Annotated in this window: 19 protein-coding genes, 1 tRNA gene and 1 riboswitch; of the genes, 11 read left to right on the top strand and 9 right to left on the bottom strand. The window is 60.9% G+C overall.

The annotated features are described in order from the left end of the window. The first annotated feature begins 70 nt into the window (after nucleotides 1–70). From PYH37_RS20640 to sufA, 8 genes are all read left to right on the top strand, one after another. Nucleotides 71–1237, top strand: a complete 1167-nt coding sequence (locus PYH37_RS20640) for a cysteine desulfurase family protein (protein WP_280733265.1) — start codon at nucleotides 71–73, stop codon at nucleotides 1235–1237. Between the two features lie 153 nt (nucleotides 1238–1390). Further along, the gene (gene sufB, locus PYH37_RS20635; RefSeq protein ID WP_280733264.1) at nucleotides 1391–2860 is read left to right on the top strand and encodes a Fe-S cluster assembly protein SufB; all 1470 of its coding nucleotides are present in this window, start codon (nucleotides 1391–1393) and stop codon (nucleotides 2858–2860) included. 38 nt (nucleotides 2861–2898) lie between these two features. Next, nucleotides 2899–3090, top strand: coding sequence for a hypothetical protein (locus PYH37_RS20630; protein ID WP_280733263.1), 192 nt, complete (start codon nucleotides 2899–2901; stop codon nucleotides 3088–3090). 11 nt (nucleotides 3091–3101) lie between these two features. Further along, a complete protein-coding gene (sufC, locus tag PYH37_RS20625; RefSeq protein ID WP_280733262.1) occupies nucleotides 3102–3857 on the top strand; it encodes a Fe-S cluster assembly ATPase SufC in 756 nt (251 codons plus the stop codon). Between the two features lie 22 nt (nucleotides 3858–3879). Beyond that, nucleotides 3880–5157, top strand: coding sequence for a Fe-S cluster assembly protein SufD (gene sufD, locus PYH37_RS20620; RefSeq protein WP_280733261.1), 1278 nt, complete (start codon nucleotides 3880–3882; stop codon nucleotides 5155–5157). 12 nt (nucleotides 5158–5169) lie between these two features. Next, entirely contained in the window at nucleotides 5170–6411 is a 1242-nt protein-coding gene (locus PYH37_RS20615; RefSeq protein WP_280733260.1) for a cysteine desulfurase, read from the top strand. A 10-nt stretch (nucleotides 6412–6421) separates the two neighbouring features. After that, nucleotides 6422–6802, top strand: coding sequence for an SUF system Fe-S cluster assembly protein (locus PYH37_RS20610; protein ID WP_280733259.1), 381 nt, complete (start codon nucleotides 6422–6424; stop codon nucleotides 6800–6802). Between the two features lie 92 nt (nucleotides 6803–6894). Then, entirely contained in the window at nucleotides 6895–7287 is a 393-nt protein-coding gene (gene sufA, locus PYH37_RS20605; protein WP_280733258.1) for a Fe-S cluster assembly scaffold SufA, read from the top strand. 123 nt (nucleotides 7288–7410) lie between these two features. Here the strand turns inward: sufA and gcvP are convergent, their stop codons facing one another. Genes gcvP through gcvT form a run of 3 tightly spaced genes read right to left on the bottom strand, consistent with a single transcriptional unit; the run spans nucleotide 7411 to nucleotide 11793 of the window. Further along, nucleotides 7411–10275: an aminomethyl-transferring glycine dehydrogenase gene (gene gcvP, locus PYH37_RS20600; RefSeq protein ID WP_280733257.1), complete on the bottom strand. Its 2865-nt coding sequence runs from the start codon at nucleotides 10273–10275 to the stop codon at nucleotides 7411–7413. Further along, the gene (gene gcvH, locus PYH37_RS20595) at nucleotides 10275–10637 is read right to left on the bottom strand and encodes a glycine cleavage system protein GcvH (protein ID WP_280733256.1); all 363 of its coding nucleotides are present in this window, start codon (nucleotides 10635–10637) and stop codon (nucleotides 10275–10277) included. The genes gcvP and gcvH overlap by 1 nt, the downstream gene beginning before the upstream one ends. Nucleotides 10638–10653: 16 nt before the next feature. After that, on the bottom strand, nucleotides 10654–11793 hold the full coding sequence (gene gcvT / locus PYH37_RS20590; protein ID WP_280733255.1) for a glycine cleavage system aminomethyltransferase GcvT: 1140 nt from the start codon (nucleotides 11791–11793) through the stop codon (nucleotides 10654–10656). Between the two features lie 141 nt (nucleotides 11794–11934). Beyond that, nucleotides 11935–12022, bottom strand: a riboswitch (glycine riboswitch). 163 nt (nucleotides 12023–12185) lie between these two features. On the opposite strand from gcvT, the gene PYH37_RS20585 reads away from it, so the two are divergent. Then, nucleotides 12186–12575 carry a hypothetical protein gene (locus tag PYH37_RS20585; protein ID WP_280733254.1) on the top strand — a complete coding sequence of 130 codons (390 nt, stop codon included), beginning with the start codon at nucleotides 12186–12188 and terminating at the stop codon, nucleotides 12573–12575. Between the two features lie 93 nt (nucleotides 12576–12668). After that, the gene (locus tag PYH37_RS20580) at nucleotides 12669–13652 is read left to right on the top strand and encodes a DUF1775 domain-containing protein (RefSeq protein WP_280733253.1); all 984 of its coding nucleotides are present in this window, start codon (nucleotides 12669–12671) and stop codon (nucleotides 13650–13652) included. 66 nt (nucleotides 13653–13718) lie between these two features. On the opposite strand, the gene PYH37_RS20575 is transcribed toward PYH37_RS20580, so the two are convergent. Continuing rightward, on the bottom strand, nucleotides 13719–14099 hold the full coding sequence (locus tag PYH37_RS20575) for a hypothetical protein (RefSeq protein WP_280733252.1): 381 nt from the start codon (nucleotides 14097–14099) through the stop codon (nucleotides 13719–13721). A gap of 243 nt (nucleotides 14100–14342) precedes the next feature. On the opposite strand from PYH37_RS20575, the gene PYH37_RS20570 reads away from it, so the two are divergent. Continuing rightward, nucleotides 14343–15290, top strand: coding sequence for an alpha/beta fold hydrolase (locus PYH37_RS20570; protein WP_280733251.1), 948 nt, complete (start codon nucleotides 14343–14345; stop codon nucleotides 15288–15290). Between the two features lie 637 nt (nucleotides 15291–15927). Here the strand turns inward: PYH37_RS20570 and PYH37_RS20565 are convergent. From PYH37_RS20565 to uvrA, 5 genes are all read right to left on the bottom strand, one after another. Beyond that, complete coding sequence (locus tag PYH37_RS20565; protein WP_280733250.1) at nucleotides 15928–16416, bottom strand: GNAT family N-acetyltransferase; 489 nt, start codon at nucleotides 16414–16416, stop codon at nucleotides 15928–15930. Nucleotides 16417–16552: 136 nt separating this feature from the next. After that, nucleotides 16553–16628: transfer RNA gene (locus PYH37_RS20560), tRNA-Ala, on the bottom strand. A 243-nt stretch (nucleotides 16629–16871) separates the two neighbouring features. Then, a complete protein-coding gene (locus PYH37_RS20555) occupies nucleotides 16872–20663 on the bottom strand; it encodes a vitamin B12-dependent ribonucleotide reductase (RefSeq protein ID WP_280733249.1) in 3792 nt (1263 codons plus the stop codon). A 706-nt stretch (nucleotides 20664–21369) separates the two neighbouring features. Further along, nucleotides 21370–22173 carry a DUF72 domain-containing protein gene (locus PYH37_RS20550; RefSeq protein ID WP_280733248.1) on the bottom strand — a complete coding sequence of 268 codons (804 nt, stop codon included), beginning with the start codon at nucleotides 22171–22173 and terminating at the stop codon, nucleotides 21370–21372. A 207-nt stretch (nucleotides 22174–22380) separates the two neighbouring features. Further along, nucleotides 22381–25302: an excinuclease ABC subunit UvrA gene (gene uvrA / locus PYH37_RS20545; protein WP_280736112.1), complete on the bottom strand. Its 2922-nt coding sequence runs from the start codon at nucleotides 25300–25302 to the stop codon at nucleotides 22381–22383. Nucleotides 25303–25355 lie beyond the last annotated feature (53 nt).

Below are 25355 nucleotides of genomic sequence, written 5' to 3'. Positions count from 1 at the left end.
CGGAAAATTCAAGGAAAATGCAACAACGCCGATAGTAAGGGCTGGACCATTTGTTCTAGCGAAGGAAACGATGTCGGAACCGCGCATTTACATGGACTGGAACGCCACGGCGCCGCTTCTGACCGAAGCGCGCGAGGCGTTTCTATCCGCGCTCGACCTTTTCGGCAATCCTTCGTCAGTGCATGGCGAGGGGCGGGCGGTCCGCGCAATGGTCGAAAGCGCCCGGCGCGACGTCGCCAAGCTTTGCGGCGCGCAGTCCGCCTCCGTCACCTTCACCAGCGGCGCGACCGAAGCGGCCAATATGGTGCTGACGCCGGATTTCCGCATGGGGCGCACACCGCTCAAAATCGGTAAGCTTTATGTCTCCGCAATCGAGCATCCGGCTATCCGCGAGGGTGGGCGCTTCGCCCGCGAAGATGTTTGCGAGATTGCGGTGACGCCCGCCGGCGTGGTGGATTGCGTAGCTCTCGAAGAGTTGCTTGCGGCTCATGATCGGCAGACGGGATTGCCGATGGTTGCCGTCATGCTCGCCAACAACGAGACCGGCATCGTCCAGCCCATTGCCGAAGTCGCTGCTATCGTGCGTGCCCATGGCGGCATGCTGGTCGTCGATGCGGTGCAGGCGGCGGGGCGCTTGCGGCTGTCGGTTAACGATCTCGGTGCGGATTTCTTGATTGTCTCCTCGCATAAGATCGGTGGCCCGAAAGGCGCAGGTGCTTTGATCGCGCGGGGCGAGATCATGATGCCGTCACCCCTGATCCGCGGCGGCGGACAGGAGAAAGGGCACCGTTCGGGTACGGAGAACGCGCCGGCACTCGCCGGCTTTGCCGCGGCCGCACGCGCCGCAGCAAGCAACGTAGAAGAGCGCATGGCCGCCATTGCCGCAATGCGCGATCGTCTTGAAGCGGAAATGCAATCTTCGGCCCCCGACGTCGTAATCCACGGGCGTGATGTTTTGCGGATCGGCAACACTTCCTTCTTCAGCCTTCCGGGCTTGAAGGCGGAAACCGGTCAAATCGCCTTCGATCTCGAAGGTGTCGCCCTGTCGGCGGGGTCTGCCTGCTCCTCGGGCAAGGTCGGACAAAGCCATGTGCTGACGGCGATGGGCTATGATCCCCGCCAGGGCGGCCTGCGCATTTCCATCGGCGAGGCGACAACGCAAGCGGAGATCGAGCGTTGCGCTGCGGTGTTCGCGAAAGTGGCAGCGCGACGCCGCTCGACCGGTCAGGCGGCATGAGTTGGGAAACGATTGAATGAAATTGCGGAAAAGCAATTTTCCGCTTGGCAAACGGGGTGAAAACCGCCTTTTAGCCATTACATAAGCGGTGCACGATTTTGCATCGTATTGACAAGCTGCCGGACCTTGGATCCGGCGAGATTGGAGAGCGACATGCCTGCTGTGCAGGAAACCATTGATCAGGTCCGCCAGATCGACGTGGATCAGTATAAATACGGCTTCGAGACGAAGATCGAGATGGACAAGGCTCCGAAAGGCCTGTCCGAGGACATCATCCGTTTGATTTCCGCCAAGAAGAACGAGCCGGATTGGATGCTGGAGTGGCGCCTTGAAGCCTACCGCCGTTGGCTGACTATGGAAGAGCCGAGCTGGGCGCGTGTCCGCTATCCGAAGATCGACTTCAACGAAATCCACTACTATGCCGCGCCGAAAGGCACGAGCGGGCCGAAGTCGCTCGACGAAGTCGATCCGGAATTGTTGAAGGTTTACGAGAAACTCGGCATCCCACTTAGGGAGCAGGAGGTCCTGGCCGGCGTGCAGAAATCGAAAATCGCTGTTGATGCGGTGTTCGATTCCGTCTCCGTCGTCACCACCTTCAAGGAGGAACTGAAGAAGGCCGGCGTGATCTTCATGTCGATCTCGGAGGCGATGCGGGAGCATCCGGATCTGGTGCGGAAATATCTCGGTACGGTCGTGCCGCAGACGGACAACTTCTATGCGACGCTGAACTCCGCCGTGTTCACCGATGGTTCCTTCGTCTACGTGCCGAAGGGTGTCCGATGCCCGATGGAGCTTTCGACCTATTTCCGCATCAACGAGCGGAACACGGGCCAGTTCGAGCGCACGCTGATCATCGCCGACGAAGGCGCCTATGTTTCCTATCTCGAAGGTTGCACGGCGCCGCAGCGTGACGAGAACCAGCTTCACGCCGCGGTCGTCGAACTGATCGCGCTCGATGATGCCGAGATCAAGTATTCGACGGTGCAGAACTGGTACCCGGGCGACAAGCACGGCAAGGGCGGCGTCTACAACTTCGTTACCAAGCGCGGCGATTGCCGTGGCAAGAACTCGAAGATTTCCTGGACGCAGGTCGAAACCGGTTCGGCGATCACGTGGAAATACCCGTCCTGTATCCTGCGCGGCGATGGTTCGCGCGGTGAGTTCTACTCGATCGCCGTTTCCAACGGACACCAGCAGGTCGACTCGGGCACGAAGATGATCCATCTCGGCAAGAACACGTCGAGCCGCATCATCTCCAAGGGTATCGCCGCTGGCGTTTCGGACAACACCTATCGCGGCCAGGTCTCGGCCCACCGCAAGGCGGAGAACGCCCGTAACTTTACCCAGTGCGACTCGCTCCTGATCGGCGACAAGTGCGGTGCCCATACGGTGCCCTACATCGAAGCGAAGAATTCGACCGCGCAGTTCGAACACGAGGCGACGACGTCTAAGATTTCGGAGGACCAGTTGTTCTACTGCCTGCAGCGCGGCATTCCGGAAGAGGCGGCGATCGCGCTGATCGTCAACGGCTTCGTTAAGGAGGTCATCCAGGAACTGCCGATGGAGTTCGCCGTCGAGGCGCAGAAGCTTATCGGCATCTCGCTGGAAGGTAGCGTCGGGTAATGCCGCAAACGTCCGAGTTGACGATAGCAACGAAGATTATGGTTCTGCTGATCTTCATTGCCGCTCTCGGGCTCGTCATTGGGTTGGCTGCTCTTTTCCTGGGAATGGAACTAGGCAAGCCATTAGCAATTTGCTCCAGCGCTTTAATGGTCGGCATCATCTGGCTGAGCGACTGGTTTCGCAGTGAGACATTGGATCGCTTTCTCCTTGGAAGAGAAAGACAGGATTGAGAGACGAACACATGCTTGAAATCAAGAACCTGCACGCTCGCATCGCCGAAGACGGCACCGAGATCATCCGTGGCCTGAACCTGACCGTGAAGGCCGGCGAAGTTGCTGCCATCATGGGCCCGAACGGCTCCGGCAAGTCGACGCTCTCCTACATCCTCTCGGGGCGTGAAGACTACGAAGTGACCGAGGGCGACATCCTTTATAATGGCGAGAGCATCTTGGAACTCGGCGCTTCCGAACGTGCAGCCAAGGGCATCTTCCTCGCTTTCCAGTACCCGGTCGAAATTCCGGGCGTTGCCACGATGCAGTTCCTGAAAGTGGCAATAAACGAGCAGCGCAAATATCGCGGCGAGGATGAGTTGACGACGCCGGAATTCATGCGCCGCGTCAAGCAAGCTGCCGCCGAACTCAAGATCGCACCGGAAATGCTGCGGCGTCCGCTGAACGTCGGCTTCTCCGGCGGTGAAAAGAAGCGCGCGGAAATCCTGCAGATGGCGCTGCTCGAGCCCAAGCTGTGCGTTCTCGACGAAACCGATTCCGGCCTCGACATCGATGCGCTCAAGGTCGTGGCCGATGGTGTCAACGCGCTGCGTTCGCCGGATCGCGCCGTCGTCGTCATCACCCATTACCAGCGCCTGCTCAACTACATCGTTCCCGACACGGTCCACGTCCTCTACAAGGGACAGGTGATCAAGTCCGGCGACAAGGCGTTGGCGCACGAACTTGAAGCCAATGGCTATGCGGATATCATCGAGGCGGCAGCCTGACGCCTGTTGAAGGAGTGTGCGAATGAATATGCAACAGGCTATCAAGATGACGGCAGCCGAAACGGCGCTCGTCGATGCCTACACCGCGCAGATCGGCGATCTGCCGGGTGACGGCGCGGTGCTGTCGCTTCGAGACACGCTGGTGCACGAGCTGAGGACCGCCGGCCTGCCGACGCGTCGCGTGGAGTCGTGGCATTACACCGATCTGCGCACATTGCTGCGCGCGGTGCCTGCCGCCGATCCGTCCGCCTTTGCCGACCGGGTCGACCCCGTAGTTCCGGGCTCGTCCGTGCTTTCGGTGCGCAACGGCCAGGCTGATCTCAAGAGCGTTCCCGAAGGCGTGACCGCGCGCTCCTATACCGACAGCCTGCTCGACGGCTCGGCTGCGGCCGGCCTTGCGGTGCTCGGCTTCGACGACGCGATCGGCCGCATCAATGGCGGGCTTGTGCAGGGCGGCCTCGAAATCGCGATTGCCGAAGGTGCCGAATTGGAGGCACCGCTGGAGATCCAGGTCGCGCAAAGCCACGGCCAGGCGCATACGCGCTTTCCCGTTTCCTTCGGCGCCGGCTCCAAAGCAACGGTGATCGAACGCCATCTGTCGACGAATGCGGAGGCGAGCTTCGTTTCCTCCATCAGCGACGTGACGCTTGCCGAAGGCGCCGACGTGATCTGGATCATCCTGCAGCAGCAGGGCCCGGCCGATACCCATCTCGGTCAGATCCGCTTCGACCTCGGCAAAGATGCGAAGCTCCACCTCTTCGTCATCAATGCCGGCGGCAAACTGGTGCGCCAGGAACTCCACGGCAGCGCAACAGGCGAGGGCGCCGATCTGACGCTGCGCGGCATCAACCTGCTTGGCGGCGAGAGCCACACGGACGTCACCTTCACGCTCAGCCACGACGTGCCGCATACGACCTCTAGCGAGATCATCCGCAACGTCGTTTTCGACCGCGCGAAAGGCGTGTTCCAGGGCAAGATCCTGGTCGCGCAGGACGCGCAGAAGACCGACGCGAAAATGTCGTGCAACACGTTGCTCTTGTCCGACGACGCCGATTTCTCTGCGAAGCCGGAACTCGAAATCTTTGCAGACGACGTGCAGTGCGGTCACGGTGCAACGGTCATCGATATCGATCATACGCAGCTCTTCTACATGCTCGCCCGCGGCATTCCGGAAAACAAGGCGCGGGCGATGCTCGTCAATGCCTTCGTCGCCGAGATCGTCGAGGAACTGGAAGATGACGAGGCGCTGGTCGAGGCGCTCGAGGGCGTGATCTCGACGTGGCTCGAAAAACACGCCTGATTGGATAAAGACATGGAACATGCTGTGCCGGTGCCGGCCTACGACGTCGAAACGATCAGAAAGGATTTCCCGATCCTTTCGCGGACGGTCTATGGCAAGCCGCTTGTCTATCTCGACAACGGCGCATCGGCACAGAAGCCGCAAGTCGTCATCGACGCCGTGGCCCATGCCTATGCCAATGAATATGCCAATGTCCATCGCGGGCTGCATTTCCTCTCGAATGCCGCGACGGAGGCCTATGAAGGCGCGCGTGAAAAAGTTCGCCGGTTTCTGAACGCACCTTCGGCGGACAACATCATCTTCACGAAATCCTCGACCGAGGCGATCAACACTGTGGCCTATGGTTACGGCATGCCGAAGCTCGGCGAAGGCGACGAGATCGTGCTTTCGATCATGGAGCACCACTCGAACATCGTTCCCTGGCATTTCATTCGCGAACGTCAGGGTGCGAAGCTCGTCTGGGCGCCCATCGATGACGATGGCGCGTTTCACATCGAAGACTTCGTCAAGTGCCTGACCGAAAAGACGAAGCTCATCGCCATCACCCATATGTCGAATGCGCTCGGGACGGTCGTGCCGGTGAAGGAGATCTGCCGGATTGCGCGCGAGCGCGGCATTCCAATGCTGGTTGATGGCAGCCAGGGCGCGGTGCATATGCCGGTCGATGTCCAGGACATCGATTGCGATTGGTACGTGATGACCGGCCACAAGCTCTACGGCCCGTCGGGCATTGGCGTGCTCTACGGCAAGACGGAGCGCCTCAGCGAGATGCGGCCGTTCATGGGCGGCGGCGAGATGATCGAGGAAGTGACTGAGGACCGCGTCACCTACAACGATCCGCCGCACCGCTTTGAAGCTGGCACGCCGCCGATCGTTCAGGCGATTGGGCTCGGCTATGCGCTCGACTACATGGAAGAAATCGGACGCGAGGCGATCCGGGCGCACGAGGCGGATCTGACCGGCTATGCGCGCGAGCGTCTGTCGTCGGTCAACTCGCTGAGGGTCTTTGGCGACGCGCCGGGCAAGGGGAGCATCTTTTCCTTCGAGATCGCCGGCATACACTCGCACGACGTTTCGATGGTGATCGATCGCGCCGGCGTTGCCGTCAGGGCCGGGACCCATTGTGCCCAGCCGCTCTTGAAACGGTTCGGCGTCACCTCCACATGCCGTGCGTCCTTCGGCCTTTACAATACCCGGGCTGAGATCGATGTGCTGGCGGATGCGCTCGAACACGCGCGCAAGTTTTTTGCCTAAGGAGGCCGATGTGAGTCTCGATGGAACTCAAGAAAAAGTCGATGTCCGCGAAGGCATCGTGCACTCGGCCATTCCCGCTGAGGAATTGGCGCGCCTCAGCGACGACATCATTGCCGCGCTGAAGACGGTCTACGATCCGGAAATTCCGGCCGATATCTTCGAACTCGGTCTAATCTACAAGATCGATATCGAAGACGACCGAATGGTGAAGATCGACATGACGCTGACCGCACCCGGTTGCCCGGTAGCCGGCGAGATGCCCGGCTGGGTCGAGAACGCCGTCGGCGCCGTCGAGGGTGTTTCCGGGGTCGAGGTCACCATGACGTTCGATCCGCCGTGGACGCCGGACCGCATGTCGGAAGAAGCGCAGGTCGCGCTTGGCTGGTACTGACGCGGCGATATTGATCCGTTAACATGCCGGCATTACATTAGATTCTAGAAGCGCCGGGCCTTTAACCCGGCGACGTCAAGGAGATGAAGCTGATGGGCTTTGCCATAATGAGCCTGACCGACGCCGCCGCCGCCCGTGTGCGGTCGATCGTTGAGAATGCCGGAGGGGATGCCAAAGGCATTCGCGTCAGCATCAAGAAGGGCGGCTGCGCCGGCATGGAATATGCGATCGATCTTGTGACCGAGCCCAACACCAAGGACGATCTCGTCGAAAATCAAGATGCGAAGGTCTGGGTTGCGCCCGAAGCCGTTCTTTATCTGCTCGGCACGCAAATGGATTTTGAAGTCACGACGCTCCGCTCGGGCTTCACCTTCAACAACCCGAACCAGACATCCGCTTGCGGTTGCGGCGAATCGGTCGAATTGAAACCGGCCGACCTGGCGGCGCTTGCCGCGCGAGGCGAGGCGATGGTTCGCGCGAACTGACTGCTGGCGCATTGACTAGAATTCAAAAGCCCGGTGTTCGCTGGGCTTTTTTGTTCTTATCATAGCTGTTTTCGACAGATGAAAATGGCGGGGGCGTGCAAGACACATACCCGCCGCGTCACATCATTCCGCCGCTTCCGCGTAGCTCTCGATCGGCGGGCAGGTGCAGACGAGATTGCGGTCGCCGTAGACATTGTCGACACGATTGACCGGCGACCAGTACTTGTCGACGCGGAAGGCGCCCGGCGGGAAGCACGCCTGCTCGCGCGAATAGGGCCGGTCCCAATCGCCCACGAGGTCTTCGACCGTGTGCGGCGCGTTCTTCAGCGGATTGTTGACCTTGTCCATTCGGCCTTCCTCGATGGCGCGGGCTTCCTCGCGGATCGCCAGCATCGCATCGCAGAAGCGGTCAAGTTCCGCCTTGGTTTCGGATTCCGTCGGTTCGACCATCAACGTGCCGGCGACAGGCCAGCTCATGGTGGGGGCGTGGAAACCGCAATCGATCAGACGCTTGGCGACATCATCGACGGTCACCCCGGCGCTCTCGGCGAGCGGACGCGTATCGATGATGCACTCATGCGCAACGCGGCCCCTTGCCGACTTGTAGAGGACGTCGTAGGCGCCCTTGAGCCGAGCAGCGATGTAGTTGGCATTGAGGATCGCGACCTTGGTCGCTTGGGTCAGACCTTCGCCGCCCATCATCAGGCAGTAGCTCCAGGAGATCGGCAGGATCGAAGCCGAGCCGAACGGGGCCGCCGACACCGCACCATCTTCTTCGTCCGTTTCCGGATGACCGGGAAGGAACGGTGCGAGGTGCGCCTTGACGCCGATCGGTCCCATGCCGGGACCGCCGCCGCCATGCGGGATGCAGAACGTCTTGTGCAGGTTGAGGTGGCTGACGTCCGAACCGATATCACCCGGTCGAGCAAGACCGACCATGGCGTTCATGTTCGCGCCGTCCATATAGACCTGGCCACCATACTTGTGGACGATGTCACAGACTTCGCGGACGTTTTCCTCGAAAACGCCATGGGTCGACGGGTAGGTGATCATGCAGCACGAAAGAGTGTCTGCATATTGCTCGGCCTTGGCGCGGAAATCGTCCATGTCGATCTCGCCGATGTCGCTGACCTTCACGACCACCACTTTCATGCCGGCCATCTGCGCCGACGCCGGATTGGTACCGTGCGCGGAGGTCGGAATCAGGCAAACGTCGCGGTGACCGTTGCCGTTGGCAATGTGGTAGGCGCGGATCGTCAGCAGACCGGCATACTCGCCCTGCGCCCCCGAGTTCGGCTGCATGGAGATCGCATCATAGCCGGTCAGGGCGCAAAGCTTCTCCGACAGATCATCGATCATGTGCTTGTAGCCGAGCGCCTGGTTCGCCGGCGCGAAGGGATGGATCTCGGAGAATTCGGGCCAACTGATCGGCAGCATTTCCGCCGTTGCATTGAGCTTCATCGTGCAGGAGCCAAGCGGGATCATCGCACGATCAAGTGCCAGATCGCGGTCGGCGAGACGGCGGATATAGCGTGTCATCTCGCTTTCGGCGCGGTTCATGTGAAAGATCGGATGGGTCAGATATTCGCTGGTGCGCAGCAGCGGCTTCGGCAGGCGATAATCCGGCTCGAACTCCTCGACCTTGAAATCGCCGCCGAAGGCGCGCCAGACGGCCTCCAGCGTGACCGGCCGCGAGCGTTCGTCGAGACTGATGCCGATCCTGGTGTCACCGATCTTGCGAAGGTTTACTTCCTCCGCGACCGCAGTCTTCAAGATGATCCCTTGCAGCTTGCCGACTTCGACGGTGATCGTATCGAAGAAGACGCCGGGTTCTACGGTATAACCGAGTTTTTCGAGCCCCATGGCAAGACGCACCGTCTTCTGGTGCACGCTTTGCGCAATGGCCTTGATGCCCTGCGGACCGTGGAAGACGGCATACATCGACGCCATCACCGCAAGCAGCACCTGGGCAGTGCAGATGTTCGACGTCGCCTTCTCGCGGCGGATATGCTGCTCGCGCGTCTGTAGCGACAGGCGGTAGGCGCGGTTGCCGCGCGAATCGACGGAGACGCCGACGAGCCGGCCCGGCATGGAGCGTTTATAGGCGTCCTTGACGGCCATATAGGCGGCATGCGGGCCGCCATAGCCGACCGGCACGCCGAAACGCTGGGTCGAGCCGACGGCGATATCCGCCCCCATTTCGCCAGGAGACTTGAGGAGCGCGAGGGCCAAGGGATCCGCGGCGACGGCGGCGATCGCGCCATGTTCATGCAGTTTGGCGATCAGCGCCGTGAAGTCATGTACATGCCCGTAAGTGCCCGGGTACTGGAAGATGGCACCGAAAACCTCGGCGGCATCAAGCCGCGTGAAGGGGTCGCCGACGAGGACCTGCCAGCCGAGCGGCGCTGCCCGGGTCTTGAGCAATGCGATCGTCTGCGGATGGCAGTTTTCATCGACGAAGAACCTTTTCGCCTTGGATTTGGCGACGCGCTCGGCCATGGCCATCGCTTCCGCAGCCGCCGTCGCTTCATCGAGCAGCGAAGCATTCGCAATATCGAGCCCGGTTAGATCGCAGACCATCGTCTGATAATTGAGCAGCGCTTCGAGACGGCCCTGGCTGATTTCCGGTTGATAGGGGGTATAGGCCGTATACCAAGCCGGATTTTCAAGGATGTTGCGTTGGATGACGGGCGGCGTGATCGTGCCGTAGTAACCTTGACCAATCAGTGAAACGAGCTTCTGGTTACGGTTCGCCGTCTCGCGCAGCTTGTCGAGCGCCTCCCGCTCCGTCATCGGCGTGCCCCAGACGAGCGGCGTCTTCTGGCGGATCGACGGAGGAACGGTGTCGTCGATGAAGGCGTCGAGGCTCGGATAGCCGAGGACCTTCAGCATGTCTTCCATTTCGACAGGTGAGGGGCCGATGTGGCGCCGATTGGCGAAATCATAAGGCTTGTAATCGGTAAAGGTGAAGTCCTTGGGCATGCTCATCAGGCGACGAGCTCCTTATAGGCCGCTTCATCGAGCAGGGCGTTGGCGGCGCTCGGATCCGCGAGTTTCAGTTTGAAGAACCAGGCCGCTCCCTGCGGGTCGCTGTTGACGAGCGCGGGATCGTCGACAATCGCCTGATTGATCTCGATGATCTCGCCATCGAGTGGACAATAGACGTCGGAAGCTGCCTTGACGGATTCGACGGTCGCGGCCGAATCTCCCTTGGAGAAGCTGGCGCCCGTTTCCGGCAGTTCCACGAAGACGAGATCGCCGAGCTGCCCGGCCGCGTGTTCGGTGATGCCGACGGTCGCGACGTCGCCCTCGATCTTCAGCCACTCGTGTTCCTCGGTGAATTTCAGCATGCGCGCTCTCTCCTGATCAGCGTTTGTAGGTTTGTTTGACGAAGGGCAGGGCGGAAACCGTGACCGGCAGGTATTTTCCGCGCACCTCCGCAAAAAGCTTGGTGCCGTTCTCCGTATGAGCGGCGTCGACATAGCCCATGGCGATCGGGCCATCGACGCTCGGGCCGAAGCCGCCCGAGGTGACGGCGCCGGCCGGCGCCTTGCCTTCCGCGTCGACAAAAAGCTTGGCGCCACCACGAACCGGCGCGCGGCCGTCCGGCCTTAGGCCGACACGACGGCGGCTCGTACCGTCAGTGAACTCCGCAAGGATGCGATCGGCACCGGGGAAGCCGCCCGCCCTCTCGCCACCGGCGCGTCGGCTCTTCTGGATCGCCCATTCAAGCGCCGCCTCCACCGGCGTCGTGCCGGTGTCGATGTCATTTCCGTAAAGACACAGACCGGCCTCGAGGCGAAGCGAATCGCGCGCACCGAGACCGACCGGCATCACATCTGGATGTTCGAGCAGGCGCTGCGTCACATCGGCGGCCGAACCAACCGGAATCGAAATCTCGAAACCGTCCTCGCCAGTGTATCCGGAGCGTGAAATGATGCAGGCGACATCGTGAAGATCGGCTTCCGCGACGTCCATGAAGCGCATTCCGGCAACGTCCGCCCAGAGCTCGCAAAGGACGGGTTCCGCGCGGGGGCCCTGAAGCGCGATCAGCGCGCGGTCATCGAGCATCGTCACCTCGCAGGTGCCGCCGAGGCCGTTTTTGAGATGCTCGAAATCGGCGTCCTTGCAGGCGGCGTTAACGACGAGGAAGAGATGATCGCGACGGTTGGTGATCATCAAATCGTCGAGGATTCCGCCCTCGGCATTGGTGAACAGCCCGTAGCGCTGGCGACCTTCGGCAAGGCCGAGGACATCGACCGGCACGAGCTTTTCGAGCGCCAGAGCGGCGTCCTCGATGCGGCCGGACTTCGGGCGGATGATAATCTGGCCCATATGGGAGACATCGAAAAGGCCGGCGGCGGCGCGGGTGTGCAGGTGCTCCTTCAGCACGCCCTCAAGGTATTGCACCGGCATCTCATAGCCGGCGAAGGGCACCATCCGCGCACCGAGCGAAAGGTGCAGCGCATGCAGCGGCGTATGCTTCAAATGGGAAATACCTTCCAAGTCCGGCCTCCAGGTCTGGCGCTCGCGCGCCGGCTCACACTACCGGCGTCAAAGCGCCGACAAATTCGAGCCCCCTCTGTCCCTTTGCCTGAGATTGTTATCCCTTCGGCGAGCGAAACCGCTTCTCTCCAGAGTCCTACCGGCACCTTGCTGGTCCTTTGGCCTGAGAGTTTCCGGGGCGGTTGCTCCTTCGGCACCGGATTGAACCGGCTTCTCCCAACAAGATCGTCTCCAGATAACGACCAAGGCCGGAATTTGGCAAGAGCCTATGTCGCGACCGAACAAATTTTTGTCGCCACGGCTTCATCATTCGAAATCCGGCGCGTGCGGCAATTCTGCCTTTGCAATTCCTGCCGGTTGCAGATAACGAAAGGTCCGACAACGAGGCGACGATGACAGGGCGCAGGCAAACATGGCGGATTGCGGTGCGGCTACTCGCAGCCTTCGCACTCGTATTCCTGTCTTTCGCGCACAAACCGGCGCTCGCGAAAGGGCCGAGCCGGGCAATCGCCGCCGACTATCTTCTGCCCGACGGCACCTTCGCGGACATCTGTTTCGGCGCTCAAGGCGTCGACCATGACCACGACAAGCCTTCTTCGGGCCCCCGGGTCTGCGAAGCCTGCCGGCTCGCCGGATCGGTACTCCTGCCTATGCCGCCCGAAGAAAGCGAGCCGGCCGAGAATGGCAACTGGCTTGCGCAGGCGCCGATCGAAGAGGCCGCGGCAACGCTTGCGCCCTTGCGCCTGCTGCCGCCCTCGCGCGGTCCCCCACGGCTGTCGTAACTCTCCCGATTCATTCCATTTGCATCTGCCGCCGAAGCGGCGTTGACCACGAAAAGCCGGAGGTCCGAGCGCACGTGGTCCGGAGATTACGATATGACCAAGACCAGACTTACATTCCTCACCGCCGGCCTCGCGCTTTCCGCTGTCGCCATTGCGCATGCGCATGCCACATTTGAAACCGACAGCGCTCCGGCAGAGACGACCTTCAAGGCGGTTCTGCAGATCCCGCATGGCTGCGACGGCAGGCCGACCACGGAAGTGCAGGTGACGCTGCCGGAGGGCTTCGTCTTTGCCAAGCCGCAGCCGAAGCCCGGCTGGGAACTCGAAATCATCAAGGGCGATTACGAAAAGACCTATGACGACCACGGAACCAACGTCTCGTCCGGTCCTGTTGAAATCCGCTGGAAAGGCGGCAATCTGCCGGACGAACACTACGACACCTTCGCCGTGCGCGGAAAGCTCTCGGGCTTCGCTAAGGAGACCGTGCTCGCCTTCCCGACGACGCAGCTGTGCGGCAGCGAAGGCAGTGTCGTCTGGGATCAGCTGCCGGCCGAAGGCCAGAGCGCTCACGACCTCGAAAGGCCCGCACCGACCGTGACCGTCACGCTCGCAAGCGGCGGCAATGTGCATGGCAGCCACGGTGGAAAGCACGCCGACCAAATAGCCGGTGGTCCAGTCAACGCAGGTGATCTCGAAATCTCCGCCGGCGCGATCAAGGCGATGCTGCCGGGCGCCAAGGTCGGCAGCGGCGGCTTTGTCGTGAAGAACGCCGGCAGCAGCGACGATCGGCTGCTTGCTGTCGAAGCCCAGGCCGCGGGTCGGGTCGAGCTGCATGAGATGACGATGGAAAACGACGTCATGAAGATGCGCAAGCTCGACGGCGTCGTGATACCGGCAGGCGGGACGGTCGAACTCACGAGCGGCAGCCTGCACCTGATGTTCATGGAGGTGAAAAAGCCTTTTGCCGAAAGTGAAACCGTGCCGGTGACGCTCATCTTCGAAAAAGCCGGACGGGTCGAATATGTGCTGCCGGTCACCGCCGCCAGCGGCGCGTCAGGCGTGCACAAGCACAATTAAGATCCGCGACTTCGCCGCTATTGCATCGGAACGGGATCGCTTTACCATCCCGCTCCACCGGCTTGCTCATGCCCTTTGAATGAATTGGTCGAGCATGGCGACGATCTCGTCTGCGTCTTCGTCCCGGTCGCCGGCAGTTTCCTCCTGCCGGCTGTCTCGTTGTTCGCCGCTTTCCTCGTCCTGCAGATGTTCACGGTACCGACGCAGTGCCTCGGTCTCCGTCTCCTGCGGGGGGCGGTCCTCGGCGCTGATCAGCATCAAGCCCAAGGGCAGGGCGCTCTTGATTTTAGGAGCGGATGCAGCGGCCGCGGACCCATCCTGCCGGCGAATCGAAAGCAGTGTGATCGCCTCGTCGGCCGGGCCGTCGCCGCGCACGCGGGCGGACGGCTTCACGGCTTCCATGGCGCAAGCCGCCGTCGTCGCGGAGATGGTAACGACCTGAGTCACGACGTTTCGCCTCCCTGCGCGCCGCGCGGCTTCTCTCGACAAGCCTTCTTCTGTGCCAGACTCCGCTTGCCGCCGCGTGAAATCTCGTGCTCCGATTTTATGTAAATCCTAGCTTTTGACGGGCTCGCGCGGCTTGGCCGGAAAATTTCCGCCGCGCTGTCGGCGCGCCGCCTCGCTTGCCGTCCTTGAGGCATGAACGCGCCAGACCTCGCCGACGGCGGGCGCTCCAAAGGAGGACGAGACATGCTGAAGATGATTCTGATCCCGCTTGTTACTGCTATGAGCATTGCGTGCGTGCCTGCCACAAGCGCAGCAGAGGGGACCGCAAAACCATTGGCCGAGCAGACCACGCACGCCCCCAAGAAGAGCGGCCATCTCGCCGTCAATGGCATCAACTATTACTACCAGATCCATGGCGAAGGCGAGCCGCTGCTGTTGCTCCATGGCGGGCTCGGGATCATCGAGATGTTCGGGCCGAATCTGACGAAACTGGCCGAAAGCCGGCAGGTGATCGGCGTCGATCTCCAGGGACACGGCCGCACGCCGCTCGGCGACCGTCCGATCGATCTCGCCGCGATGGGCGCCGACATGGCGGTGCTCGTCAGAGAACTCGGCTACAGCCAGGTCGACGTGCTCGGCTGTTCGATGGGCGGCGGCGTCGCCTCGCAGATGGCGGCGCAGGCGCCTGAGATCGTGCGGCGCCTGGCGCTGGTCTCCACGCCCTTCGCCAAGGACGGCTTCTATCCGGAAATACTTCAGGCGCAGGCTCAGGTCGGCTCCGGCATGGCCGAAATGATGAAGGAGACGCCGATGTACAAATCCTACGCGGCCGTTGCGCCGGATGTCTCGGAGTTCCCGAAACTGCTCGACGCCATGGGCGAGCTGATGCGCCGCGACTTTGATGCGTCGGCCGCGGTTGCAAAACTCACGATGCCGGTGATGCTCGTCTATGGCGACAACGACATGTTCCGGCTCGAGCACATCGTCGATTTCTACCACAAGCTCGGCGGCGGACTGAGGGATGCCGGCTGGATGCGGGAGAACATGTCGAAGAACCGCCTGGCGATCCTGCCCGATCTTACCCACTACGATATCTTCGTCTCACCGAGGCTGGTCGAAACCGTGCTGCCTTTCCTCAACGGGGAAAGCGGCGCTAAGAGCTGGGCGGAAGAGGTGGAGGGGGGGAAGTAGGGCGGCGCGCCGGCAGCCTGGCCGCCGCCTGCGAAAAGCCGTGCTTATTCATCGACCCAATCTTTTTTATACCGCCGGTTGAGCAACATAGTACAATCGTGGCCGCAGCGAAGAGAAACAGCGCCAAATCCTGCGCAAATGCAAGAGCATCAGGCAACGTCAGTCAATTGGGAAAGGACGAAGGTCTATGCGCATGATCGTATTATTGCTAGCGCTCTCTGCCCTGTGTGCGTGCTCGCAAACAGGACGGACAACCACTTCTCAGTACCACTCCGGGGAAGGGGATTACTACCCGGGCATTGTGCCGCCAACTCAATTGTAGAAGCATTTTGAACACTTGCGGGTCGCCGGCCGTTAAGAGGCCGAAACGATAGCCGCTATCACAAGGAAGGGAATTGATCCTGCGCGGATGGCAGAATATCAATGGCCGTCAATCCGTTAGGAAAGGGACGAAGGCCTATGCGCATCATCATATTGTTGCTCGCAGTCGCAACTCTCGCGTCGTGCTCGCAAAACCGAGTCGGCTACGTCGGTGGCGAAGGGCAGTATTACCGCGGCATTGTTCCACCGAGGTGATTGCCCGGTCCGGACACGTCGCTGGAAGCGTCCCGCTAGTCAAAAACCGGCGGTCGTTCGATTAAAAGGAATCTGGAGGAGAGCCGCGTGAGGCTTCCTCAACGGTTGCAAACGGCCGCCGTCGGAAGCGCTTTTTCAGGAAATAGCGCGGGATAGCGCCCGATCCGCCTTCCAACTCGCCGAAGAGCTCGAAGCCGAGCTTTTCATAAAAGGGCCGCGCCTGGAACTCGAACGTGTCGAGCCACATACCAACATAGCCGCGCGCCTTGGCAATCGTCTCCGCCTCGGCGATCAGCCGTCTGCCAAGGCCCGATCCGCGATATTCTTCCGGGATTGCCAGATACCTGACGAACGCCCAGCCATAGCCGTCGGTGGCATAAAGCCCGCCGATGGTGGCGCGCGTTTCCGGATCGCGGATGAGCACGGCGAAGCCCGGCCGGTCGGCCATGCCGCTGTTGGCGTTGTTGTAGGCGTCAAGTGTCGCGACGATGGCGCGGATATCGTCGGCATTGGGATCTGCCGGAATGCTTTCGATAATAGGATCAGACATTTAACGACGCCGCCTCAAGGTCATACCGCCCTGGAACAGAGAACCGTGCAAGCATCGACCATCCGTTGCACGAGATTGTCACCCATGTCTTATGTACGTTCTGTTACCTATGTCTCCGGGCTGGACACAAAGAACCTGGTGGAGTCGAAGGGAGTCGAACCCTCGACCTCCGCAGTGCGATTGCGGCGCTCTCCCAACTGAGCTACGACCCCATCCGTTCCAATGTATAAGAGAATTCGGCCGAGCGCACCAGTGTCTCGATAGGAGTGATAACGCGATGTCGGTTTACCATCCGGCGATAAAACCCAACGCTTTTAGAAGAGGAATGTACGCGCGATCGTTCGATGAGCTGAATCCGCAATCCTTCAAAGTCCCCACGGCGAATTCAATCACCGTGGGGTAGTTACGCTAAACTACGCGAATGAAATCTTGCGCTACTACTACTTATCCACGTATTAGCTGCACCCGCTTGTCGCACCGCATGTGTCGCACTTCTCGCACGTGCCGTTCCTGACCATCGTAAAGTTCTGGCACTCGGAGCACATGTTGCCGGTGTAGCCCTGCATGATCGAGCGGGCGCGGCGTTCGGCTTCGACCTTTTTCGCGTCGGACTTGGCGGATGCGGCTTCGGCGGCGGCCTTGTCGGAGAAGAGGGCGGTTACCTCCTGTTCGACTTCTTCGGTTATCTCCTCGGCGAGTTCGGCGGCGCGCTCTTCATAGTCGCGCTTGAAGGCGACGACTTCGGAGGTTGCAGCCGCGACTGCCGGTTCCAGCTTGCGGACGGCATTGCCGGCAATCGAGGTGACCGTGGCGCCGCCGGATGCGCGGGCGGGCGCAGCGGTCGACGCACCCTTCGGCTCCGAACGCTCTCCCGTGCCGCCAACGATGGTCGGCTTGTAGCCGCGGGTCCAGCCGGTGGAGACGAGGTTGGTCTTGCCTTCCTGAATGCCGCGGCCGAGTGCGGTGTTGCTGAAGTCCGAGGTGTCGACGTGAGCAAGGTCGTGCCGTCCGAGATAGGAAACGGCGAGTTCGCGGAACACGTAGTCGAGGATCGACGTCGCATTCTTGATCGCGTCATTGCCCTGGACCATGCCGGCCGGCTCGAACTTGGTGAAGGTGAAGGCCTCCACATATTCTTCGAGCGGCACGCCATATTGCAGGCCGAGCGAGATGGCGATCGCGAAGTTGTTCATCATTGCGCGGAAGGCGGCACCTTCCTTGTGCATATCGATGAAGATCTCGCCGAGACGGCCGTCGCCGAACTCGCCGGTGCGCAGGTAGACCTTATGCCCGCCGACGATTGCCTTCTGGGTATACCCCTGGCGGCGGTTCGGCAGTTTTTCGCGGGCACGCACGACCTTCTCGATGACCCGCTCGACAATCTTCTCGGTGATGGCGACGGCCTGGGCGGCGGCCGGTGCCTGCATCAGCTCTTCGAGCGCCTCCTCGTCCTCTTCATCCTCGATCAGCGAGGCGTTCAGCGGCTGCGACAGCTTTGAGCCGTCGCGGTAGAGCGCGTTGGCTTTCAGTGCCAGCTTCCAGGAAAGCATGTAGGCGTTCTTGCAATCCTCGACGGTCGCCTCGTTCGCCATGTTGATCGTCTTGGAGATGGCGCCCGAGATGAAGGGCTGGGCGGCCGCCATCATGCGGATGTGGCTTTCGACCGAAAGGTAGCGCTTGCCGATCTTGCCGCAGGGATTGGCGCAATCGAAGACCGGCAGGTGTTCGGCCTTGAGGAAAGGCGCGCCTTCGAGCGTCATCGCGCCGCAGACATGGATGTTCGCGGCTTCGATGTCCTTCCTCGAGAAGCCCAGGTGCTCGAGCAGGTTGAAATCCATCGAGGCAAGCTGCTCGTCGCTGACCTTCAGCGTGCCTTTCAGGAAGTCGGCGCCGAGCGTCCACTGGTTGAAGACGAATTTGATGTCGAAGGCGGACTTCAGCGCGGCGTTGACCGCCTCGATCTTCTCATCGGTGAAGCCCTTTCCCTTCAGCGTCGCAGGGTTGATTGCCGGCGCCTGGTTGAGATTGCCGTGGCCGACAGCATAGGCCTCGATCTCGGCGATCTGGCTTTCCGAATAGCCGAGCGTGCGCAGCGCCTCCGGAACGGCGCGGTTGATGATCTTGAAATAGCCGCCGCCGGCGAGCTTCTTGAACTTGACCAGCGCGAAATCGGGCTCAATGCCGGTGGTGTCGCAATCCATGACGAGGCCGATCGTGCCGGTCGGCGCGATCACTGTCGCCTGGGCATTGCGGTAGCCATGCTTCTCACCGAGGTCGACGGCCTTGTCCCAGGCGCTCTTGGCATGAGCAACCAGTTCCTGGTCCGGGCAATCGGCATGGACGAGCGCAACCGGGTTGACCGAGAGGTTCTCATAGCCGGAGGTTTCGCCGTAAGCCGCGCGGCGATGATTGCGCATGACGCGCAGCATATTGTCGCGGTTCGGGGCAAAGCCCGGAAAGGGGCCGAGCTTGGCCGACATCTCGGCCGAGGTGGCATAGGCAACACCCGTCATGATGGCGGTCAGCGCACCGGCAATGGCACGCCCTTCGGCCGAGTCATAAGGAATGCCGGACGACATTAAGAGGCCGCCAATATTGGCGTAGCCGAGGCCGAGCGTGCGGTATTCATAGGAGAGCTCGGCGATCTCGCGGGATGGGAACTGCGCCATCATCACCGAGACTTCCAGCACGATCGTCCAGAGGCGGACGGCATGCTCGTAATCGCCGATGTTGATCCGCTTCGTTGCGGCATCCTTGAACTGCATCAGGTTCAGCGAGGCGAGATTGCAGGCCGTGTCGTCGAGGAACATGTATTCCGAGCACGGGTTCGACGCGCGGATCGGGCCGGCCGCGGGGCAGGTGTGCCAATCGTTCATCGTCGTGTTGAAGTGCAGGCCCGGATCGGCGGAGGCCCAGGCGGCATGGGAGATCGACTCCCAAAGGTCGCGGGCCTTGAGCGTCTTCAGCACCCGGCCGTCCTTGCGGGCGGTCAGGTTCCATTCGCCATCGGCTTCGACGGCGCGCAGGAAATCATCCTTGATCGAGACGGAATTGTTGGAGTTCTGGCCGGAGACGGTCAGGTAGGCCTCCGAATCCCAGTCGGTGTCATAGGTCTTGAACTCGATGTCCTTATAGCCCTGGCGCGCGAACTGGATGACGCGCTTGACGTAGTTCTCCGGAACCATCGCCTGCTTTGCGGCGCGGATTTCGCGCTTCAGAGCCGGGTTCTGCTTGGGATCGTAGCAGGCGTCGTCGCTGCCGTCACAATTGACGCAGGCCTTCATGATCGCCTTCAGATGCTTGGCGACGATCTTCGAGCCGGTGACGAGGGCGGCAACCTTCTGCTCTTCCTTGACCTTCCAGTTGATATATTCCTCGATATCCGGGTGATCGATATCGACGACGACCATCTTGGCGGCGCGGCGCGTCGTGCCGCCCGACTTGATGGCGCCGGCGGCACGATCGCCGATCTTCAGGAAGCTCATGAGGCCGGAGGACTTGCCGCCGCCGGAGAGTTTTTCGCCTTCGCCGCGCAAGTGCGAGAAATTGGAGCCGGTGCCGGAGCCGTATTTGAAGAGGCGCGCCTCGCGCACCCAGAGGTCCATGATGCCGCCCTCGTTGACGAGATCGTCTGCGACCGACTGGATGAAGCAGGCGTGCGGCTGCGGGTGCTCGTAGGCCGACTTGGACTTCGTCAGCTTGCCGGTGAAGGGATCGACATAGAAGTGGCCCTGGCCGGGACCATCGATGCCATAGGCCCAGTGCAGGCCGGTGTTGAACCATTGCGGCGAGTTCGGCGCAACGCGCTGGGTGGCGAGCATATAGGCAAGCTCGTCACGGAAGGTGGCAGCGTCTTCTTCCGTGTCGAAATAGCCGCCCTTCCAGCCCCAATAGGTCCAGGTGCCGGCCAGACGATCGAAAACCTGGCGGGCATCGGTTTCGGAGCCGTATTGCTCGTCCTTGGGAAGCGCCTTCAGCGCATCCGTGTCAGGTACAGAGCGCCACAGGAAAGAGGGCACGTCATTTTCCTCGACGCGCTTCAGCTTTGCTGGCACGCCGGCCTTGCGGAAATATTTCTGTGCCAGGATGTCGGCAGCGACTTGGGAGAATTGCGCGGGGACGTCGATATTAGCGAGGCGGAAGACGATCGACCCGTCCGGGTTCTTGATCTCACTCGTCGCCTTGCGGAAATCTATCTCGGCATAGGCGGATTGCCCTGCCTTCGTGAAACGACGTTCGATCTGCATTGTCCCGTGTCCTTTGTTGCCATGCGCCAAGCCAAGGCGCAGTTAACCCCGCCCGGCCGCGAGGATACCCGCAGCCAGATCCAGCTTCCGTCATTTGAAGGAACCCATTGCCTGGGTTGCCCTGTATCTTGTGATGATGCTGGCTGCAAACACTAAATATAGTATTAACAGAACCTTCATGCCAGCCTAAATGTCGTTTCGGCCGCTCAAAAATCGCGCAAAATTCCCCTGCTGCTGCCAAGCGGCGTTATCCGCGTGGCTCGCATGCTAGGACTGACGATTTAGGGGGATGAACCGGCCTCGTAACTTCCCGGTCCGCCGCCGTCGCAACGTGAAATCCATTAACCGTGAATCGCGTCGAGGCGTCAAGGGGTGGTTTGTGACGGAAGTATGAGCGCTATATCTTGTGTGGACCGGCTGTGGAAAACGGGGACATCGACCAAGCCGTTGAAAATCAGGGACTTCCGCTGTTTGCCTGCGGCGATGCCGCAGCGGCAGGCGGAAAATCAAATTTTTCAAGGGTAAAAAAGTAGGTAAAGACATGGCGTAGCGCTACCCGCGATTGCGGAGGAGCTCGGAATGTGAGGTGCTCTTTCTGATTCGGCCTTACGAGAGGCGAGCGGCCGGTCCAATCGCGTTGTTCACTGTGGATCACGCTGATCGTCCGGCCGCCGTACGTGCGCGTCTGTCAAAGGCGGAGCATCGATCAGTCCACGCGCTTCTGCAATTCCCGCGCGCCATTCGGCGCATTGACCTTGCCCGAGGTGATAAAGAAGGCGAAGACATCGCGAGGCGTGTTGTCGGCCCTGCGGTCCGGCGCGCTCTTTTCAAGGTCGTCCGGCTCGCCACCCGCCGCAAACGTCTTCAATCGTTCGGCCCAGAGATCGAGCTCCTTCGGAGGGTAGCAGGTCTTCACCTCATCGCTGCCTTTTTGAAGGCGCGCATAGACGAAGTCTGCAGTGACATCGGCGATCATTGGATAGTCCGCATGTTCGGCGAGTACGACCGCTGCCTTGTGCTTCTCAAGCAGTTTCACGAAATCCGGCGCCTGGAAGCTGGGGTTACGAACTTCGACCACGTGCCGGAGTTTCAGGCCATCCTGCTTTTCCGGCAGAAGCTTCAGAAAAGCTTCGAAGTCTTCCGGTTCGAACCTCTTCGTCGGCGCAAACTGCCAGAGAATGGGGCCTAAATGATCGCCCAGTTCCGTCAGGCCTTGAGTAAGGAACCTCTCCACCGATTCACCGGCTTCGGCGAGAACCCTGCGATTCGTCACGAAGCGGCTGGCTTTCAGCGAGAAGACAAAACCATCGGGAACGTCCGCCGCCCATTTGGCGAAGGTCGCCGGCTTCTGCGAGCTGTAATAGGTGCTGTTGATCTCGATCGCACGCAGTTCCATGCCGGCAAATTGCAATTGCCGCTTCTTCGGAAGGTCGGACGGATAGAAGGTGCCTTCCCAAGGCTCGAAACTCCAGCCGCCGATACCGACGCGGATCTTTCCGGATTTTGTCATCGTCTCCTCCTCGGGGCCGCCGCATCTTCTGGCCGCGCTTGCTTGTTGGTTCCGCGTGATTTGCCGGCGGAGGTTTGCAATTGATGGCCATTCTGACCGAAGCGGATTCGAACAGCGACCCATTTCCTGAACGTACCCAGCCGAAGTGCCGATGCACCAGATAGCTCGAACCGGAGGCGCAGACGCTCTATTGTCTTAGGCCTGCGCTCATTCTGCAGCCTCGACCTTCTTCATTGGCCGGCGTTCCAGAAGCTCCTTCAGGAAATGCCCGGTATAGGAACGCGGCTCCTTCACAACGTCTTCCGGCGTGCCTTGGGCAATGACCTCGCCGCCGCCATCGCCGCCTTCAGGGCCGAAGTCGATGATCCAGTCGGCCGTTTTGATGACTTCGAGATTGTGCTCGATGACCACGACCGAGTTGCCCTGGTTGACGAGCTCATGCAAAACTTCAAGCAGCTTCGCTACGTCGTGGAAATGCAAGCCTGTTGTCGGCTCGTCGAGAATATAGAGCGTGCGCCCTGTCGAGCGTTTCGACAATTCCTTGGCAAGCTTCACGCGCTGGGCTTCGCCGCCGGAAAGCGTGTTCGCCTGCTGGCCGACCTTGATATAGCCGAGGCCCACCTGATTGAGCGTGATGAGCTTGTCGCGCACGGCCGGGACGGCGGCAAAGAACTCGACACCTTCCTCGACCGTCATGTCGAGCACGTCGGCGATCGACTTGCCCTTGAAATGCACGTCGAGCGTTTCGCGGTTGTAGCGCTTGCCGTGGCAGACATCGCAGGTGACATAGACATCCGGCAGGAAGTGCATCTCGATCTTGATGACGCCGTCGCCCTGACAAGCCTCGCAGCGGCCGCCCTTGACGTTGAACGAGAAGCGCCCCGGCTGATAGCCGCGTGCCTTCGCCTCCGGCAGCCCCGCGAACCAGTCGCGAATCGGCGTAAAGGCGCCGGTATAGGTCGCCGGATTCGAGCGGGGCGTGCGGCCGATCGGCGACTGATCGATATCGATGACTTTGTCGATATGCTCGAAACCGTCGATTCGGTCGTGCTCGGAGGGATTTTCGCGTGCGCCCATGATGCGGCGCGCCGCCGCCCTGTACAGCGTTTCGACGAGGAAGGTCGATTTGCCGCCGCCAGAAACGCCGGTGACGGCCGTGAAAACACCGAGCGGGATCGAGGCAGTCACATTTTTCAGATTGTTAGCCCGCGCGCCTACAACCGTGATTCCCTTTTTCTTTTTCGGTTTTCGTCGTTCGCTCGGCACGGCAACGGCCAATTCGCCGGAGAGATATCTTCCGGTCAGCGAATTGGGATTGCTCATGATATCGGACGGGCTGCCTTCCGCGACGATTTCGCCGCCATGGATGCCGGCCGCCGGACCGATGTCGACGACATAATCGGCCGTCAGGATCGCATCCTCATCGTGCTCGACAACGATAACCGTGTTGCCGATGTCGCGCAGATGGCGGAGCGTGTCGAGCAGACGGGCATTGTCGCGCTGATGCAGGCCGATCGAAGGCTCATCGAGTACATAGAGCACGCCGGTCAGTCCGGAACCGATCTGGGAGGCGAGCCGGATACGCTGGCTCTCGCCGCCGGACAGCGTGCCGGAATTGCGCGACAGGCTCAGATATTCGAGGCCGACGTCATTGAGGAAGCGCAGCCGCTCGCGGATCTCCTTGAGAATGCGCACGGCAATCTCATTCTGCTTGGTGCTGAGATGCTCGGGCAGGGCATCGAACCATTCGCGGGCAACACGGATCGACATATCCGTGACTTCGCCGATATGCAGCTTGTTGATCTTGACCGCGAGGGCCTCCGGTTTCAGCCGGAACCCGGCGCAGGCAGGGCAGGGTGCCGCCGACATGAAGCGCTCGATTTCCTCGCGCGCCCAGGCACTGTCGGTCTCCTTCCAGCGCCGCTCTAGATTGGGCACGATGCCTTCGAATGTCTTCGTCGTGTTATAGGAGCGCGCACCGTCCTGGTATTGGAAGGTGATCTTCTCCGCCGTTCCGTGCAAAATCGCCTTCTGCGCTTCCTCGGAAAGCTCACTCCAGCGGTTGCCGAGCTTGAATCCGAAGACCTTGCCGAGCGCTTCCAGCGTCTGGTTGTAATAGGGTGAGGACGACTTCGCCCACGGCGCGATGGCGCCATCCCGCAAGGTTCTGTGCGGCTCCGGGACGATCAACGCCTCGTCGATCTTCTTTTGGCTGCCAAGGCCGTCGCAGGTCGGACAAGCTCCGAACGGATTGTTGAAGGAGAAGAGCCGCGGCTCGATTTCCGAAATGGTGAAGCCGGAAACGGGGCAGGCGAATTTTTCCGAGAACAATACGCGTTCATGGGTCTCATTGAGCGATTTGTTGGCAGAACCGCCGGCGGAGGTCTCTTCCGGCGGCAGCGGCCTGTCGGCAAATTCGGCGATCGCAAGGCCGTCGGCGAGCGTCAGGCAGGTCTCGAGGCTGTCGGCAAGGCGGGTGGCGAGATCTGGACGCACCACGACGCGGTCGACCACCACGTCGATATCGTGCTTGTACTTCTTGTCGAGCGCCGGCACGTCGGCGATTTCGTAGAACTGGCCGTCGACCTTGACCCGCTGGAAGCCTTTCTTCATCAGCTCGGCGAGTTCCTTCTTGTACTCGCCCTTGCGGCCGCGCACGAGCGGCGCGAGGATATAGAGGCGCGTGCCTTCGCCGAATTCCAGCACGCGATCGACCATCTGGCTGACGGTCTGGCTCTCGATCGGCAGACCGGTCGCTGGTGAATAAGGCACGCCGACACGCGCGAAGAGAAGGCGCATATAGTCGTAGATCTCGGTGACCGTTCCAACCGTCGAGCGCGGATTGCGCGAGGTCGTCTTCTGTTCGATCGAGATCGCCGGCGACAGGCCGTCGATCTGATCGACGTCCGGTTTCTGCATCATTTCGAGGAACTGCCGGGCATAGGCAGACAGGCTCTCGACATAGCGGCGCTGACCTTCCGCATAGATCGTATCGAACGCGAGCGAGGATTTGCCAGAACCGGAAAGCCCGGTCATCACGATCAGCTTGTTGCGCGGCAGATCAAGGTCGATACCTTTAAGATTGTGCTCGCGCGCACCGCGAATGGAGATGGTCTTGAGTTCGCTCATCGGAAGCCAGCTTTGCATGTCGTTGAAAGCCTCCTATGTAATGACGGCAGCGC

Origin of the sequence: Sinorhizobium numidicum (assembly GCF_029892045.1) — a bacterium.
GTDB lineage: Bacteria > Pseudomonadota > Alphaproteobacteria > Rhizobiales > Rhizobiaceae > Sinorhizobium > Sinorhizobium numidicum.
The sequence above is the reverse complement of the archived record's forward strand: the minus strand, read 5'-3'. Positions and strand labels throughout refer to the sequence as shown.